This is a genomic window from Inquilinus sp. 2KB_23, assembly GCF_052115705.1.
In the GTDB taxonomy this organism is placed as follows: Bacteria; Pseudomonadota; Alphaproteobacteria; order DSM-16000; family Inquilinaceae; genus Inquilinus; species Inquilinus ginsengisoli_A.
In genome coordinates this window covers 165,136-180,006 of the sequence record NZ_JBFRHF010000014.1, presented here as the reverse complement: position 1 = coordinate 180,006, position 14,871 = coordinate 165,136, and the positions used below count along the sequence as shown (strand labels likewise).

15 protein-coding genes are annotated in these 14,871 nt (G+C 70.6%); 7 read left to right on the top strand and 8 right to left on the bottom strand.

Annotation, left to right across the window (positions count from 1 at the left end):
* The first annotated feature begins 1 nt into the window (after window position 1).
* Both AB4112_RS19380 and uxaC read left to right on the top strand, forming a co-directional pair.
* Window positions 2–1,084 (top strand): Gfo/Idh/MocA family protein, encoded by a 1,083-nt coding sequence (locus AB4112_RS19380; RefSeq protein ID WP_441722219.1) that lies wholly within the window; start codon window positions 2–4, stop codon window positions 1,082–1,084.
* On the top strand, window positions 1,081–2,484 hold the full coding sequence (gene uxaC, locus AB4112_RS19375; RefSeq protein WP_441722215.1) for a glucuronate isomerase: 1,404 nt from the start codon (window positions 1,081–1,083) through the stop codon (window positions 2,482–2,484). The genes AB4112_RS19380 and uxaC overlap by 4 nt, the downstream gene beginning before the upstream one ends.
* A gap of 141 nt (window positions 2,485–2,625) precedes the next feature.
* Here the strand turns inward: uxaC and AB4112_RS19370 are convergent, their stop codons facing one another.
* The 6 genes from AB4112_RS19370 to AB4112_RS19345 all read right to left on the bottom strand — a co-directional run bounded on the left by AB4112_RS19370 (window position 2,626) and on the right by AB4112_RS19345 (window position 7,744).
* Window positions 2,626–3,921, bottom strand: coding sequence for an NAD(P)/FAD-dependent oxidoreductase (locus tag AB4112_RS19370; protein ID WP_441722212.1), 1,296 nt, complete (start codon window positions 3,919–3,921; stop codon window positions 2,626–2,628).
* Between the two features lie 193 nt (window positions 3,922–4,114).
* A complete protein-coding gene (locus AB4112_RS19365) occupies window positions 4,115–5,383 on the bottom strand; it encodes an ABC transporter substrate-binding protein (protein ID WP_441722209.1) in 1,269 nt (422 codons plus the stop codon).
* A 57-nt stretch (window positions 5,384–5,440) separates the two neighbouring features.
* Window positions 5,441–5,869, bottom strand: coding sequence for a DUF4440 domain-containing protein (locus AB4112_RS19360; RefSeq protein WP_309793318.1), 429 nt, complete (start codon window positions 5,867–5,869; stop codon window positions 5,441–5,443).
* A complete protein-coding gene (locus tag AB4112_RS19355; RefSeq protein ID WP_309793320.1) occupies window positions 5,866–6,921 on the bottom strand; it encodes an aldo/keto reductase in 1,056 nt (351 codons plus the stop codon). Before AB4112_RS19355 ends, AB4112_RS19360 begins: the two co-directional genes overlap by 4 nt.
* Window positions 6,918–7,262 carry a TIGR04076 family protein gene (locus tag AB4112_RS19350; protein ID WP_441722205.1) on the bottom strand — a complete coding sequence of 115 codons (345 nt, stop codon included), beginning with the start codon at window positions 7,260–7,262 and terminating at the stop codon, window positions 6,918–6,920. The genes AB4112_RS19355 and AB4112_RS19350 overlap by 4 nt, the downstream gene beginning before the upstream one ends.
* Complete coding sequence (locus tag AB4112_RS19345) at window positions 7,259–7,744, bottom strand: DUF3830 family protein (RefSeq protein WP_441722202.1); 486 nt, start codon at window positions 7,742–7,744, stop codon at window positions 7,259–7,261. Before AB4112_RS19345 ends, AB4112_RS19350 begins: the two co-directional genes overlap by 4 nt.
* A 215-nt stretch (window positions 7,745–7,959) precedes the next feature.
* Between AB4112_RS19345 and AB4112_RS19340 the strand changes: the two genes are divergently transcribed.
* From AB4112_RS19340 to AB4112_RS19320, 5 genes are all read left to right on the top strand, one after another.
* Window positions 7,960–8,718 (top strand): ABC transporter ATP-binding protein, encoded by a 759-nt coding sequence (locus AB4112_RS19340; RefSeq protein ID WP_441722199.1) that lies wholly within the window; start codon window positions 7,960–7,962, stop codon window positions 8,716–8,718.
* The gene (locus tag AB4112_RS19335; protein ID WP_441722196.1) at window positions 8,715–9,464 is read left to right on the top strand and encodes an ABC transporter ATP-binding protein; all 750 of its coding nucleotides are present in this window, start codon (window positions 8,715–8,717) and stop codon (window positions 9,462–9,464) included. Before AB4112_RS19340 ends, AB4112_RS19335 begins: the two co-directional genes overlap by 4 nt.
* Complete coding sequence (locus tag AB4112_RS19330) at window positions 9,464–10,378, top strand: branched-chain amino acid ABC transporter permease (protein ID WP_441722193.1); 915 nt, start codon at window positions 9,464–9,466, stop codon at window positions 10,376–10,378. Before AB4112_RS19335 ends, AB4112_RS19330 begins: the two co-directional genes overlap by 1 nt.
* Window positions 10,375–11,307, top strand: coding sequence for a branched-chain amino acid ABC transporter permease (locus AB4112_RS19325; protein WP_441722190.1), 933 nt, complete (start codon window positions 10,375–10,377; stop codon window positions 11,305–11,307). The genes AB4112_RS19330 and AB4112_RS19325 overlap by 4 nt, the downstream gene beginning before the upstream one ends.
* Before the next feature lie 126 nt (window positions 11,308–11,433).
* A complete protein-coding gene (locus AB4112_RS19320) occupies window positions 11,434–12,504 on the top strand; it encodes an AI-2E family transporter (RefSeq protein ID WP_309793330.1) in 1,071 nt (356 codons plus the stop codon).
* A 22-nt stretch (window positions 12,505–12,526) separates the two neighbouring features.
* Here AB4112_RS19320 and AB4112_RS19315 read toward each other — a convergent pair whose 3' ends face one another.
* Window positions 12,527–13,138 carry a hypothetical protein gene (locus tag AB4112_RS19315; protein WP_309793331.1) on the bottom strand — a complete coding sequence of 204 codons (612 nt, stop codon included), beginning with the start codon at window positions 13,136–13,138 and terminating at the stop codon, window positions 12,527–12,529.
* A gap of 127 nt (window positions 13,139–13,265) precedes the next feature.
* Window positions 13,266–14,867: an aldolase/citrate lyase family protein gene (locus AB4112_RS19310; protein WP_441722185.1), complete on the bottom strand. Its 1,602-nt coding sequence runs from the start codon at window positions 14,865–14,867 to the stop codon at window positions 13,266–13,268.
* Window positions 14,868–14,871 lie beyond the last annotated feature (4 nt).

The following is a 14,871-nucleotide window of genomic DNA, read 5'->3' as shown; positions in this document are numbered from 1 at the left end:
CATGGCGATCCGCAACGTCGCCGTCGTCGGCCTCGGCATCGGCCGCGGCCACATCGCCGAAGGCTATTCCGCCCATCCCGACAAGTTCCGGGTCGAGGCGATCTGCGACCTGGACTCGGAGCGGCTGTCCGCGGTCGGCGACGATTTCGTCGTGCCGGTGCGCACCAACCGCTTCGACGAGATCCTGGCGATGCCGGAGATCGAGGTGATCGACATCTGCACCCCGCCCGGGGTGCATCTCGACCAGATCCTGGCGGCGCTCGCGGCCGGCAAGCAGGTGATCTGCGAGAAGCCGCTGGTCGGGTCGCTGGCCGATCTCGACCGCGTCGCCAAGGCCGAGGCCGCAGCGCCGGGCCGGGTGATGCCGATCTTCCAGTACCGCTATGGCGACGGGCTGCAGAAGGCCAAGCGCATCATCGAAGCCGGCATCGCCGGCAAGCACTACCTGGCGACGGTGGAGACGGCCTGGAACCGCGGCGCCAAATACTACTCGGTGCCCTGGCGCGGCAAGCTGGAGACCGAGTTTGGCGGCGTGCTGCTGACCCACGCCATCCATTCGCACGACATCATGACGTATCTGCTGGGGCCGGTGGCCTCGGTCTTCGCCCGCACCACGACGCGGGTGAACCCGATCGAGGTCGAGGACTGCGCCGTGGCCAGCCTGGCCATGGCCGACGGCTCGCTGGTCTCGCTCGCCGCCACCCTCGGCTCGCAGATCGAGATCAGCCGGCTGCGCTTCTGCTTCGAGAACGTCACCTTCGAAAGCGGGCTGAAGCCCTATGCGCCGGGCGACGCCCCGTGGCAGATCATCCCGGCCTCGCCTGAGGTGGCGGAGCGGATCGAAGGCGCCCTGGCCGATTGGGACCCGGTGCCCTCGCGCTTCGCCGGCCAGCTCGGCCGCTACCACGCGGCGCTGGAAAGCGGCGGGCCGCTGCCGGTCACGCTCGACGACGCCCGTCGGTCGCTGGAGCTGGTGACGGCGCTGTTCGCCTCCGCCGAAACCGGCCGCACGGTCGAGCTGCCGATCCGTCCCGACCACCCGAAATACGCCGACTGGCGCCCGCAGCCGAAGGCCGTCGCATGAGCCTGCATCCGGACCGCCTGTTTTCGTCGGACCCGGTCCAGCGCGGCATCGCCCGCCGCCTCTATGCCGAGGTCGCCGGCCTGCCGCTGATCAGCCCGCACGGCCACACCGACCCGGCGTGGTATGCGAAGAACGAGGCGTTCGCGGACCCGGCGTCGCTGCTGATCATCCCGGACCACTACATCTTCCGCATGCTGTACAGCCAGGGCGTGCGGCTGGAGGATCTCGGCGTGCCGCGGCGCGACGGCGGCCCGGTCGAAACCGACCCGCGCGCGATCTGGCGCCGCTTCGCCGAACATTGGCCGCTGTTCCGCGGCACCCCGACCCGGATGTGGCTGGACCACACCTTCGAGACCCTGTTCGGGGTCGAGGAGCGGCTGACGCGGGCCAGCGCCGACCGCATCTACGACCGCATCGCCGACTGCCTGGCGAAGCCGGAGTTCCGGCCGCGCAAGCTGTTCGAGCGCTTCAACCTCGAGGTCATCGCCACCACGGAATCGCCGCTCGACCCGCTCGACCACCACTGCGCCATCCGCGACAGCGGCTGGAGCGGACGGGTGGTGACGGCGTTCCGCCCCGACCCGGTGGTCGACCCGGAGTTCGAGGGCTTCCGCGCCGGACTGGACAAACTCGGCGAGATCACCGGCGAGGACACGCTGTCCTGGCGCGGCTACCTCGCCGCCCTGCAGCAGCGCCGCGGCTTCTTCAAGAGCATGGGCGCGACCTCGACCGACCATGGCCACCTGACCGCGGCGACGGCCGATCTCGACCCGGTGCCGGCGGTGACGCTGTTCGAGAAGATCGTCACCGGCCGGTTCGAGCCGAAGGACGCCGAGCTGTTCCGTGGCCAGATGCTGACCGAGATGGCGCGGATGAGCCTTGAGGACGGGCTGGTGATGCAGATCCATCCCGGCTCGTTCCGCAGCCACAACCCGACGCTGTATCGCGAGTTCGGCCGCGACAAGGGCGCCGACATCCCGACCCGGACCGACTATGTCCACGCGCTGAAGCCGCTGCTCGACCGCTTCGGCAACGAGCGCGACCTGACGGTGATCCTGTTCACGCTGGATGAGACCAGCTACTCGCGCGAGCTGGCGCCGCTGGCCGGGCATTATCCCTGCCTGCGGCTGGGCCCGCCCTGGTGGTTCTACGACAGCCCGGAAGGCATGCTGCGCTTCCGCGAGCTGGCGACCGAGACGGCGGGCTTCGGCAACACCGTCGGCTTCAACGACGACACCCGGGCCTTCCCGTCGATCCCGGCCCGGCACGACGTGGCGCGGCGGGTCGATTGCCGCTACCTCGCCCAGCTCGTCGCCGAACACCGGCTGGACGAGGACGAGGCGGCGGAGGTCGCGGTCGACCTGGCCTACCGGCTGCCGAAGAGGGCGTACAAGCTGTAGGGGGCTCGCCGCCCTTCTTTCCAATGTCATCCTCGGGCTTGACCCGAGGATCCAGGGGCCACCAAGAGCCGCTCTCGATGGCCCCTGGATTGCCCGGTCAAGCCGGGCAATGACAGAAAAGAGGGTGCCGAGGGAGCCCCGTCATCGCGCCAACCGGTCGTGCAGCCCGGCGAACAGCAGCATCGCGCCGGGCGCCGCGGCCGACAGGCGGGGATAGCGCAGCGGCTGCGGGTCGGTCACCGGCACCGGCAGCGCCACCTCGTCGATCGCGCCCGAGAGGTGCTGTGCCAGGACCGGCCCCAGGGCGGTGTTCAGGGCGATGCCACGGCCGTTGCAGGCGGTAACCGCCAGGGCGCCGGGCCCGACCCGCCAGAAACGCGGCAGCAGGTCCGGCGTCACCGACGCCACGCCGTGCCACTGGTGCTCGAATCCCCCGACGACCAGGCCGGGCACGAAACGCCCGATCCGCTGCGCCATACGGTGCTGGATACGCTCCAGCGCGCCGAGCTGCAGGCTGGCCATGCCGCCGGTGACCAGGCGGCCGCCGGCAGCCGGCCGCAGCGAGAACAGGTCGGCGCGGGTGTCCGACAGCGACTGGCCGCCCGGCAGCGCCCGGCCGCGCATCTCCGGCGGCAGCGGCGCCGTGGCGCTCTGGTAGACATGCAGCGGCACCACCCCGGCGGCGATGCCGGGCGCCGGCGTGCCGCGCCCGGCATTGGTCGCCAGTAGCACCCGGCCGGCGCTGATCCGGCCGCCGCCCTCGGTGTCGAGACGCCAGCGGTCGCCGTCCCTTCGCAGCCCCGTCACCGGCGTGTCCTGGACGATCCGGGCGCCGGCCGCCATCGCCGCCCGGGCCAGGCCGCGGACATAGGCCAGCGGGTTGAGATGGCCGCCGGAGCGGTCGAGCAGGGCGCCGTGATAGCCGGGGATGCCGGTCATGGCCTCGGTCGCCGCGGCATCGAGCAGGTCCAGCCCGTCGCGGCCCAGCGCCTGCCATTGCCGCAGCCGGCCCTCCAGCCCGGCCAGGCGCGACCGCGCATGGGCCGGGCACAGCCAGCCCGCCTGCACCGGGTCGCAGGGGATGCGGTGGCGGCGGACCAGGTCGAACACCAGTTCGGCACCGCCGCCCAGCAGGGCCGACAGCCGGTCGCCGCGGTCCGCGCCCAGGGCGGCCCGGGCATCGGCCGGGCCGAGGCGGGCATAGTGCGGCACCACCAGCCCGCCGTTGCGGCCCGAGGCGCCCCAGCCGATCTCCCGCGCCTCGACCAGCACCACGGCGGTGCCGGCCTCGGCGAGGTGCAGCGCGGTGGAGACGCCGAGGATTCCGCCGCCGACCACGGCGACATCCGTGGCGATCGGCCCGTCCAGCGGCGGCGTCGCCACGCGGCTGCCGCCGGTCGCGTGCCACAGCGACCGGTCGAAGGTTTCGGGGGGCATGTCTACCGCCCGGGCGGCGAAGAAAGAAGTCCCCCCTCCCCCTGCGGGAGGGGGTAGGGGGAGGGGGGTGCCTCAGCCGGGGCCGGCTTGGCCATGGGGCCTGATCGGCGGCACGAACCCCCTCCCCCTAACCCCCTCCCGCGAGGGGAGGGGGGACTCAGAGGGGCTGGCTTGCCTGGCATAAGCTTCGGGCTCACTTCATCCCGGCCTTCAGCTTGTCGATCTCCGCGGCCGAGATCTCGCCGGTGGTCACCACCACGCCGTCCTTGATCTGCCATTCGCGGAACGGGCCGGTGATGTCGCCGTATTCGTCGAACGCGACCGGGCCGATCACCCCGACATAGCGGATCGGCTTGCCCTCGGCGATCAGGGCCAGCGCCTTCTTGAAGCCCTCGGGGCCGGCATGGATCTCCTCGCCCTTGGGGTCGAGCACGGCGCGGATGCTGTCGCGGATCGCCATCGCCTCCTTCGACTTGGCCTTGGCGATGGCCAGCCCGATGATGGCGGCGGCGTCATAGGCCCGGTCGGCGGCCGGGGCCTGCCAGTCGAACTTGTTCTCGGTGAAGGCGTCGTAATGGGTCGAGAAATACTCGGTCGACGCCGTCTTGGTGGTGCCGGAGGAGGTGCCGTAGGCCTCGTTGAGGTATTGCGGTCCGACGTCCTTGATGAACTCCGCCGAGTTCATGCCGTCGTTCAGCAGGAACTTGGCCGGTCCGCCCTGGCTGATCCAGGTGCGCGCCACCGTGGTGCCGTCGCCGGGATAGGCGATCAGGTACAGCCCCTTCGGGTCGCCCTCCAGCCCGGAGGTGACCTCCGCTTGATAGGACGCCTGGCTGGCGTTGTAGGGGGTGACGCTGGTGATCTTGCCGCCCAGCGCCGTGTACGACTTCTGGAACTCGCGCAGCATGTTCACGCCGAAATCGTTGTTGACGTGGATCACCGCCAGCGAATCCAGGCCCAGATCCATGGCGTATTTCGCCGCCGCCACGCCCTGCAGCGCGTCCGAGGTGATGGTGCGGAACCAGTAGCCGCCGGTGTCGCCCTTGCGCGCCACCTCGGTGAAGCTGGGGGAGGAGGCGGCGGGCGAGATCTGCACCACCTTGGACGGGCCGGTCACCGTGGTCAGGATCGGCATGGAGTCCGACGAGATGATGGCGCCGATGATCACCGGCACCTTCTTCAGGTCGACCAGCTGCCGCGCGCCGTCGACCGCGACGGTGCCCTGGGTCTGGCTGTCGCGGAAATCGACCGTCAGCTTGCAGCCGTCGATCACGCCGCCGGCATCGTTGATGTCGCGGAACGCCATCTCGATCGATTTCGACGCCGCCTGGCCGAACGGGCCGGCCGGGCCGGTCAGCGACAGCACCGACCCGATTTCGACCGTGCACTCCGCCATCGCCAGGCCGGGCAGCAGCACCGCCGCGGCGAACACGGAACCTGAAAGGATTTTCCGAAAATGCATGAAAGCCTCCTGTGGTTGGATGCGACCGGCTCGTTGGATCGGCCGGCCTGGGGGTGGTCAGGTCGCGGACGTCGGCTCCGCCCAGGTCTCCTGCAGGTGCCGCCACAGCACCCGGTCGTCACGGACCTCCAGCAGCGCCGTCGAACGGCGGGTGCGTTCGGCGCCGCGGATCCGCTGCCATTCATCATAGATGCACAGGCGGAAGCCGCCGGGCAGGGCGACGCGGATCGCGGCGTTGCGGATCTCGATCCGGAACGGGTGGGCCGGATCGGCGTGGGCACCGCGCGCCCGGCGCAGCCCGTCGGCCACGGCGGCGCGGTCCAGCACGGCGCCCTCCGGCGTCACCAGCATGAAGTCGGGGGCGATGGCGGCCTCGAACCGGCCGAATTCCACCGGTTCGGCCGCGGTGTCGCCCAGCCAGCGCTGGAAGAAGCGGTGCAGGTCGTCGATCTCGGCCAGGCAGCGGTCGCCGGTCGCCTCGGTCATGCCGCATCCTCGTTGAGGTTGTACTTCATGATCCGGCCGTGCCGGCCGCTGCGATCGCGCTCCAGCGTGTAGACATCGCCCTCCAGCGGCGTCAGGCGTGACAGCACGGCGTCCAGCTCGGCGCGGTCGGCGGCGTCCAGCGCCAGGCCGAAGGCGGCCAAGGTCTGCGGCAGATGGGCGGCGGTGCGGGCGCCGACGATGGCGCCGGCCACCCCGGGCCGGTCCAGCACCGCCCGTACCGCCACCGCTGATATGGTGGTGCCGTGCCGGTCGGCGATCCGCTTCAACGCCGCCAGCAGGGCCTGGAACCGGTCCCAGCCGCCGATGTCGTCGATCACCAGCTTGTACTTGATCAGCGACCGGTTGGTCATGGTCATGCCGGGGTCGGGCTGGCCCAGCCAGCGCTCCGAGAGGAAGCCGCCGGCCAGGGTGCCGTAGCACAGGAAGGCGATGCCGTGCGCCGCGGCCAACTTCGCCATCCGCTTGGCCGGCCGGGTGTCGAGCAGCGAGTACTGGACCTGCATGGTGCGGACCGGCACGCCGGCGTCGAGGATCTCGCACAGGCGATCGGTGTCGAAATTGGTGCCGCCGACCAGCTCGATCTTGCCGGCCTGCCGCAGCTCGTCGAGCCACTGCGCGGTCTCGACATAGTTCGGCGCGGCATAGTCCCACCAGTGGAACTGCACCAGGTCCAGCCGCTCGACCCCCAGCCGCTGCAGCGACCGGTCGATGATCGAGGCGACGTAGCCGCGGTCGATCGTGGCCAGCCGCTCCAGGTCGGGCACGAATTTGGTGTGGACCCGGATCCGCCGCGCCGCCTCGGCCCCGCGGTCGCGGCGGTATTGCGCCAGGAAGGCGCCGATCATCTCCTCCACCCCGGTGTAGATGTCGGCGCAGTCGAAGGTGGTGATGCCGGAATCGACGAAGGCGGCCATGCCGGCGATCGCCTCGGCCGGGTCGACCGGCCCGTGGTCGCCAGCCAGCTGCCAGCCACCCTTGAGGATGCGGGAGATGGTGTAGCCCGGGGCGATCTCGCGGGTCTCGGCGGTCACCGGTTCTTCTCCAGCGGCACGGCGGTGGTCTCGGAATGGCGGAAGCGGCGCTTGCCCAGCCGGGTGATGCGGAAGCGGGCGCCGCAATTCGGGTCGGGCGACGCGATCTCGGTGTCCGTCGTCATCCAGTCATGGGGATGGGTCTCGCGCTGCTTGGCCGGCAGCAGCGGCAGCAGGGCGGCCAAGGCATAGATCGGGAAGCCCTGGCCCGGCGGCAGCGTCATCATCTCGCCGGACAGGATGAAATGGTCGCCCGCCTTGTATTCGCCCATCATCGGCCGGTCGCCGGCGACGATCTCCACCTTCAAATCATAGAGCTCGAAGCTGTCGTCGGTGTTCATGCCAGGGCCTCGACCGTCACGGTGCAGGCGCCGGTGCGCCGGATCGCCTCGCAGGCGCGGCGCAGGTCGGCCAGGTCCTCCGGCACCACTTGGGCGACCAGGGAGCCTGCGACCCAGCCGACCGGCAGCAGCAGCCGGCCACCGGGGGCGTAGAACAGGCCGATGTCGAAGATCGCATGCGGCACCCCGCCCCAGGCGCGCGGCGGCACATAGGCCAGGATCACGTCGCCCGCGGCGGGGAACATCGTGGCGTTTTCCGGCGGCAGCACCGCATGGGCCCAGCCGGCGGGAATCTCCGCCTCCGGCAGCGGGCAGGAGATCTCGGGGCCGGTCCACATGGCGTGCAGGGACGGGATCGCCACCGGGCCGCCCGACAGCAGGTCGCCGAGGAATTCGCAGGATTGCGGCGCCTTGTCCGGCAGGGCGACGGCGCGGGCCGACAGGCCGCTCTGCGCCTCACGAAATAGGATCTCGCGCACCATGCCAACTCCGATTATCTTCTATCGAGATAGTCTAAACCTAAAACATTTTCGGTCGTAAGGACTCAGTGGGAATATATCCGCCGAGTGCTTGCATCCGAAGGATCGTTCGGTCAATTCGATCCACAACTCAACACGTTTCTGGCGCGAACCCGGCGAAGATCGGGGATCACGCGCCGGGGCGATCGGAACAGGGCGGCGGGGCGGATGGTGGGAGCATGCTGGAGCTGCAGGGCGTGTCCAAGGCGTTCGGGGGGCATCGGGCCGTCGACGGCCTGTCGCTGTCGATCGAACGCGGCCGCATCACGGGGCTGATCGGTCCGAACGGCGCCGGCAAGACCACGCTGTTCAACCTGATCGCGGGGGCGATGAAGCCGACCGAAGGCCGCATCCTGCTCGACGGCACCCGGATCGACGGGCTGCGCGCCGACCGGATCTTCAAGGCCGGCCTGGCCCGCACCTTCCAGATCCCGCGCCCGTTCCCCGAGATGACGGTGCTGGACAACGTGCTGCTGGCACCGGCGGGCCAGCTGGGCGAATCCGTGCTGCGGGCCTGGCTGACGCCGGGCGCGGTGCGGGCGCAGGAGCGGCGGCTGCGCGACCGGGCGATGGCGTGCCTCGATTTCGTCGGGCTGGCGCGGCTGGCGCAGGACCCGGCCCGGGTGTTGTCCGGCGGCCAGCGCAAGCTGCTGGAGCTGGCCCGGGTGCTGGTGGCCGAGCCCTCGGTCATCCTGTTCGACGAACCCGGGGCCGGGGTGGCGCCGGCGCTGCTGGACACCATCGTCGAGAAGATCGCCGCCCTGAACCGCGACGGCGTCACCATCCTGATCATCGAACACAACATGGATCTGGTGATGGGCCTGTGCGATCCCGTGGTGGTGATGGCCCAGGGCCGGCTGCTGATCCAGGGGCCGCCGCAGGCGGTGCAGTCCGACCCGCGGGTGATCGAGGCCTATCTCGGCGGGGTGGCAGCGTGAGCGCGGTGCCACGGACTGCGGTGCTGGAGACCACGGGCCTCGTCGCCGGCTACGAGCGTGGCCTGCCGATCGTCAAGGGCGCCTCGATCCGGCTGGGCGACCGCGAGATCGTCACCATCCTCGGCCCCAACGGCGCCGGGAAGTCGACCCTGATCAAGGCGATCGCCGGGCTGGTGCCGATCAGCGACGGCACGGTCTCGCTGTTCGGCCAGCGCATCGACGGCGTGCCGGCCCAGCTCATGGTCCGCCGCGGCCTGGCCTTCGTGCCGCAGACCGAGAACGTCTTCGCCCGGCTGACGGTGCAGGAGAATCTCGACCTCGCCGCCGGTGTCCTGCCGCGGGCGCTGCGGGGGGAGCGGATCGCCGCGCAATACGCCCTGTTCCCCGACCTCGCTCGGGCGCGACGGGAAGCGGCCGGCCGCCTGTCCGGCGGCCAGCGCCAGATGGTTGCGGTGGCCCGGGCGCTGATCCCCGACCCCAAGGTGGTGATGCTGGACGAACCTTCGGCCGGGCTGTCGCCGAAGCTGGTCGGGGTGGTGTTCGAGATGCTGCGCCGGGTGCGCGACCTCGGCGTCGCCATCCTGCTGGTGGAGCAGAACGCCCGGGCCGCGCTCGCCATCTCCGACCGCGCCTATGTCCTGGTCGACGGGCGCGAGCGGCTGGAACGGCCGGCAGCCGGGCTGATGGACGCGCCGGAGGTTAAGGCGCTGTATCTCGGCCATGGCGCCGCGGCGGGGGTGGCGTGATGCTGCAATATGTCGTCGACGGCCTGGTCACCGGCTCCACCGTCGCCCTCGGCGCCATCGGGGTGACCCTGACCCTGTCGATCCTGCGCTTCGCCAACTTCACCCATGGCGAGCTCTTGACCTGGGGCGCCTACATCGCCCTGACCCTGGTCGGGCTGATGGGGGCGGGGGCCGGGGCGCATATCGGGCCGCTGTCCTTCGGCTGGCCGCTGCTGCTGGCGCTGGCCGCCGCCATGGTGCTGACCGGCGGGCTGGCGGTGCTGCTGGACTGGGCGCTGTTCGGCCGGCTGCGCGGCAAGGGCGGGATGATGACCCTGGCCATCGCCAGCTTCGGCGCCGCCCTGGCGCTGCGCAACCTGGTGGTCTTCCTGTGGGGGCCGAAGCCCGATTATTTCAGCCGTGACATCCAGATCGCCCTGCCGATCCTGCCGCGCAGCGTGCTGGGGGGCATGCGCATCACCCCGGACCAGATCTTCGTGCTGGCCGTGGCGGTCGCCACCGTGGTCGGGCTGCACCTGTTCCTGACCCGCAGCTTCCTGGGCAAGGCGATGCGCGGCACGGCGGAGAATGCGGCGCTGGCCCGGATCACCGGCATCGACGTGCGCGCCGTGGTGCGCTGGGCCTGGATGATCGGCGGCGGCCTGGCCGCCCTGGCCGGCGTTCTGTCCGGCATCACCGTGCAGGTGCGGCCGCTGATGGGCTTCGACCTGCTGCTGCCGCTGTTCGCCGCCGCCATCCTCGGCGGCATCGGCAGCCTCTATGGCGCGGTGCTGGGCGGGCTGATCGTCGGCCTGGCGGAAAGCCTGTCGGTGCCGCTGATCGGCGCCGAATACCGTCAGGCCGTCGCCTTCCTGGTGCTGATCCTGATCCTGCTGGCCCGCCCGACCGGGCTGTTCGGGGAGCGCGGGGCATGACCGCCGACCTGCTGGGCCTGGCCGGCTACCTCGTCTTCTTCCTGGTCATCGCGCTGAACTACTCGCTGGTCTGCCTCGGCCTCAACCTGCAATGGGGCGTCACCGGGCTGTTCAATGTCGGCGTCGCCGGCTTCTTCGCCATCGGCGCCTATGCCACCGCGATCCTGACCGGGCCGGACTATGCCAGCTCGCTCGGCGGCTTCGGCCTGCCGGTGCCGGTCGGCTGGATCGGCGCCGTCGTGGCCTCGGGCATCGCCGCGCTGGTGGTCGGCATCCCCAGCCTGCGGCTGCGCCAGGACTACCTCGCCATCACCACCTTCGGCATCGCCGTCACGGTGCAGCTGATCGCGCTGAACTTCGAACCGCTGACCGGCGGCGCCTTCGGCTTGGGCTCGATCCCGCGGCCCCTGGCCGGCGCCTTCGCCACGCCCTTCGGCTTCAACCTGTTCTACCTCGGCGTCTCGATCCTGGTGGTGGCCGGGGTCTACGCCCTGCTCGAGATCCTGGTGCGCAGCCCCTGGGGCCGGGTGCTGCGCGGCATCCGCGAGGACGAGGCGGCGGCCCAGTCGCTGGGCAAGCACCCCTTCGCCTTCCGGCTGCAGGCCTTCGTCATCGGCTCGATGGTGATGGGGCTGGCCGGCGGGATGTACGCCAGCTTCGTCGGCTTCATCGCGCCGGAGGACTTCCTGCCGATCCTGACCTTCCAGGTCTGGACCATGCTGGTGGTCGGCGGGTCCGGCAGCAACAAGGGCGCGATCCTGGGCGGCATCGTGGTCTGGGGGATCTGGGCGGCGTCCGGCGCGCTGATCGACGCCACGGTGCCGACCGAGATGCAGGCTCAGGCCGCGGCGCTGCGCATCGTCCTGATCGGCGTGCTGCTCAGCGGCGTGCTGGTGGTCCGGCCCAAGGGGTTGATCGGTGGCGCCTGACTCCTTGCCGGTTCGGCGGGCGCCATGCTCCCGCCACCGTTTCATTGACAATTGTCTGGTAAAGGTCCGGAGTCGGGTCGAGCATCCCGCCCGTCGCGCGGACCGTTGAGAACAGGCGTTTCGATCATGAATTTCCAGCCCGGCCGAAGCGACGACGCCCCGGTCGTGGTCCCTGCGGCCCTGCAGCCCGCCGCGCCGGATCGCCGCATCGAGATCTCGGTCCTGGTCCTGACCGGGCTGGCGCTGTTCGGCACGCTGTGGGTCGGGCTGCTGGCGGCGCTGCTGGCCGGCCTGCTGATCCATGAGCTGGTGCATGTCGTGGCGCCGCTGTTCCGGCGCTTCGGCGCCACCCACAAGATCGGCCGCTTCATCGCGCTCGGGCTGCTCACCGCCATCATCATCCTGGTGATCACCTTCGGCATCATCGAGCTGATCTCCATGCTCACCACCCGGTCCGAAGGCCTGGTCGCGCTGATGCGCAAGATGGCCGATGCGGTGGAGGTGGCGAGCCAGCAGCTGCCGGCCTGGCTGCTGGCCTATGTCCCGACCAACGGGCGCGAGCTCGACACCATGGCGGCGCAATGGCTGCGCGAACACGCGCGCGACCTGCAGCAGGTCGGCACCATGGTCGGGCGCATCCTGGTCCACATCATCATCGGCCTGGTGATCGGCGGCATGATCGCCGTCTCCGACCTGACCAACCGCGGCGGCCGCGGCCCGCTGAGCCGGGTGATGGCGGAGCGGGTGCGCCTGCTGGCCCTGTCGTTCCGCCGGGTGATCTTCGCCCAGGTCCGGATCTCGGCGCTGAACACGGTGCTGACCGCGATCTACCTGGTCGGGGTGCTGCCGCTGTTCGACATCCACCTGCCGCTGGCCAAGACGATGATCGTCGTCACCTTCGTCGTCGGCCTGCTGCCGGTGATCGGCAACCTGATCTCGAACACCATGATCGTGATACTCAGCCTCAGCCTGTCAGTCTACACCGCGATCGCGTCACTGGTGTTCCTGATCCTGATCCACAAGCTGGAATACTTCATCAACGCCAAGATCGTCGGCACCCAGATCGAGGCCCGGGCCTGGGAGATCCTGATCGCGATGCTGGTGATGGAGGCGGCCTTCGGCGTGCCGGGGGTGATCGCGGCGCCGATCTTCTACGCCTACCTGAAGGTCGAGCTGAAGACCCGCAAGCTGATCTGACGGCGCGCCGAAGGCCGGTGTATCAGGTCGGGGGCACCAGCCCGTCCTTGCCGACCTGGAGCCCGTGCGAAACCATCGACCCGTCGGCGGCCTTGACCACCATGACGATGACGTGGGCGCCCTTGGTCAGCATGCTGCGGTCGCCCGGCTCATAGGTGATGACCGGCACGTCGGGCGGCACCACCAGGCGGGTCTTGACGCCCTGATAGGTCATGGTCACCACCCGGCCGTCGGTGCCCGTGACGTCGCCGGCGGTGGCGTTGGTCATGGTGCTGCCGGGCTTCAGGTCGAAGGGATGCTGGCCTTCACCGACGCCGCGCATGCTCTCCGGGAAGATCTGTACCTCCAGCGCCCGCAGGCTGCCGTCGTCCTGCGGCATGGCGGCGCTGCCGATATAGGTGCCGGGCTTGATGTCGGTGATGCTGGCGGGGGCGATCAGCCGGACCGTCGCATCGTCGGCCAGCGTCACGGTCGAGGTGCCGCCGCCGCGGGCGGTGACGGTGAGCTTGGACCCGTCGACCGCGTCGATGGTGCCGCGGATGCGCTGCGGCGGCGGCGAATCCTGGGCCGCGGCGGGAAGGGCTGTCAGAAGGCCGAGCAGGGCGAGACCCGCAATGGCGGTGCGCTTCATCATGGCTTCTCTCGGTTGAACGTCGACGTCCCCCGGGACGTCAGTACGCTGGAAGCCGGCCGGCGGTTACATGAATTCGTCGCTCAGGACGGGTGGCTGGCCCGTCCTGAGCCAGCCTCGCCCCTTGCCGTTACGCCGCCACCAGCGCCAGCACCCGCAGGGGCGAGCCGGAGCCGTTCTCGATCTTCAGCGGCGCCGTCACCAGCACGGTGCCGGTCGGCGGCAGCTGGTCGAGATTGGTCAGGCTGGCCAGGCCGAACTTGTTCGACCCGTGCATGATGGCATGGGCCGGGAAGGCGGGCTCGAAGGCGAAGGCCTGGCCGGCATCGGTGCCGACCGCCTCGACCCCCCAGCCGGCGACGTCGCGCTCCTTGGCCAGGAAGGTCACGGCGGCGACGCTGGGCCCCGGCACATGCGAACCGTCCTGCTTCATGTTCAGGAACTCGACCGGGTCGGTGCGCTTCGACCAGTCGGTGCGCATCAGCACCCAGGTCCCGGCCTGGATGCGGCCGTGCTTGGCCTCGAAGGCGTGGATGTGTTCCGGCTCCAGCAGGAAGTCGGGGTTGTCCTTGGCCTCGGCCGAGCAGTCGATCACCACCGCGGCGGCGATGAAGCGCTGCACCGGCACGGTGTCGGTGGTGGCGTTCTTGAGGTCCTTGCCGGTGACCCAGTGGATCGGCGCGTCGAAATGGGTGCCGGTGTGCTCGCCGCAGGAGATGTTGTTCCAGTACCAGCCGGGCCCGCGCTCGTCGTAGCGCGAGATCTCCTCGATCCGGAACGGGTTGGACGGCGCGAACATCGGCGGCAGCTGGATCACCGGCGTCGATGGCCGCAGCGTCTGGGTCAGGTCGACGATGCGGATGCGGCCGGCGGCGATGTCGGCGGCGAAGGCGAGAAGGTCGGTGCTCATCTGCTCAGCTCTCCCTGGGGTCTCGGGCGGTCGGGCCGCCGGTTCTTCGGTGATCTCGGCCGCCGCCGGGCCTTCGACGGCGAAGCGGCGGACGGCATTGCGGATGGCGCCGTCGACGGCGCCGATGTCGTTGACCGGCACCACCAGCCGGTAGCCCTCGGCCCGGCGTGCCATGGCGCCCTCGGCATCGAGGGTGAAGATCCCACAGGCCACGCCGGCGGTGCGGCAGGCGGCGAGCACCCGGGCGCAGGCGGCGCGGTGGGCGGCCTTGGCGTCCGGCCGGTCGCCGATCGACAGGCCGAGATCGCCGGTGCCGATCAGCACGAAGTCGATGCCGGGGACGGCGGCGATGGCGTCCGCCGCCGCGACCCCGGCCACGGTCTCGATCATCACCCCGATGGCGATGCGCTGGTTGGCGTCGCGGAAATAGCCGGGCCCCGCGGTCAGCGGCCGCACCCCGCCGCCGGAACGCTCGCCATCCGGCGGGTAGAGGGCGAAGGACACGGCGCGGGCGGCCTGTTCGGGCGTCTCGACCAGCGGCACCATGATGCCGTCGGCGCCGGCGTCCAGCGCCTGGGCGATGGCGGTCGCGCCGGTCTCGGCAACGCGGACGATGGTGTAGGCGCGCTTGGCGACCAGGCCGATGCCCATCTCCAGTGCGATGCGGTCCCACAGCCCGTGCTGGACGTCGAACACCACCGCCTCCGCCCCGGCCCCCGCGGCGATCTCGGCGACGGAGGGCGAGCCGAGGGCCAGCCAGGCCAGGCCCAGGCTGGGGCCATGGCGCAGGCGGGATTTCAGCGGTTCGCGGGTCGACGGCATCTCT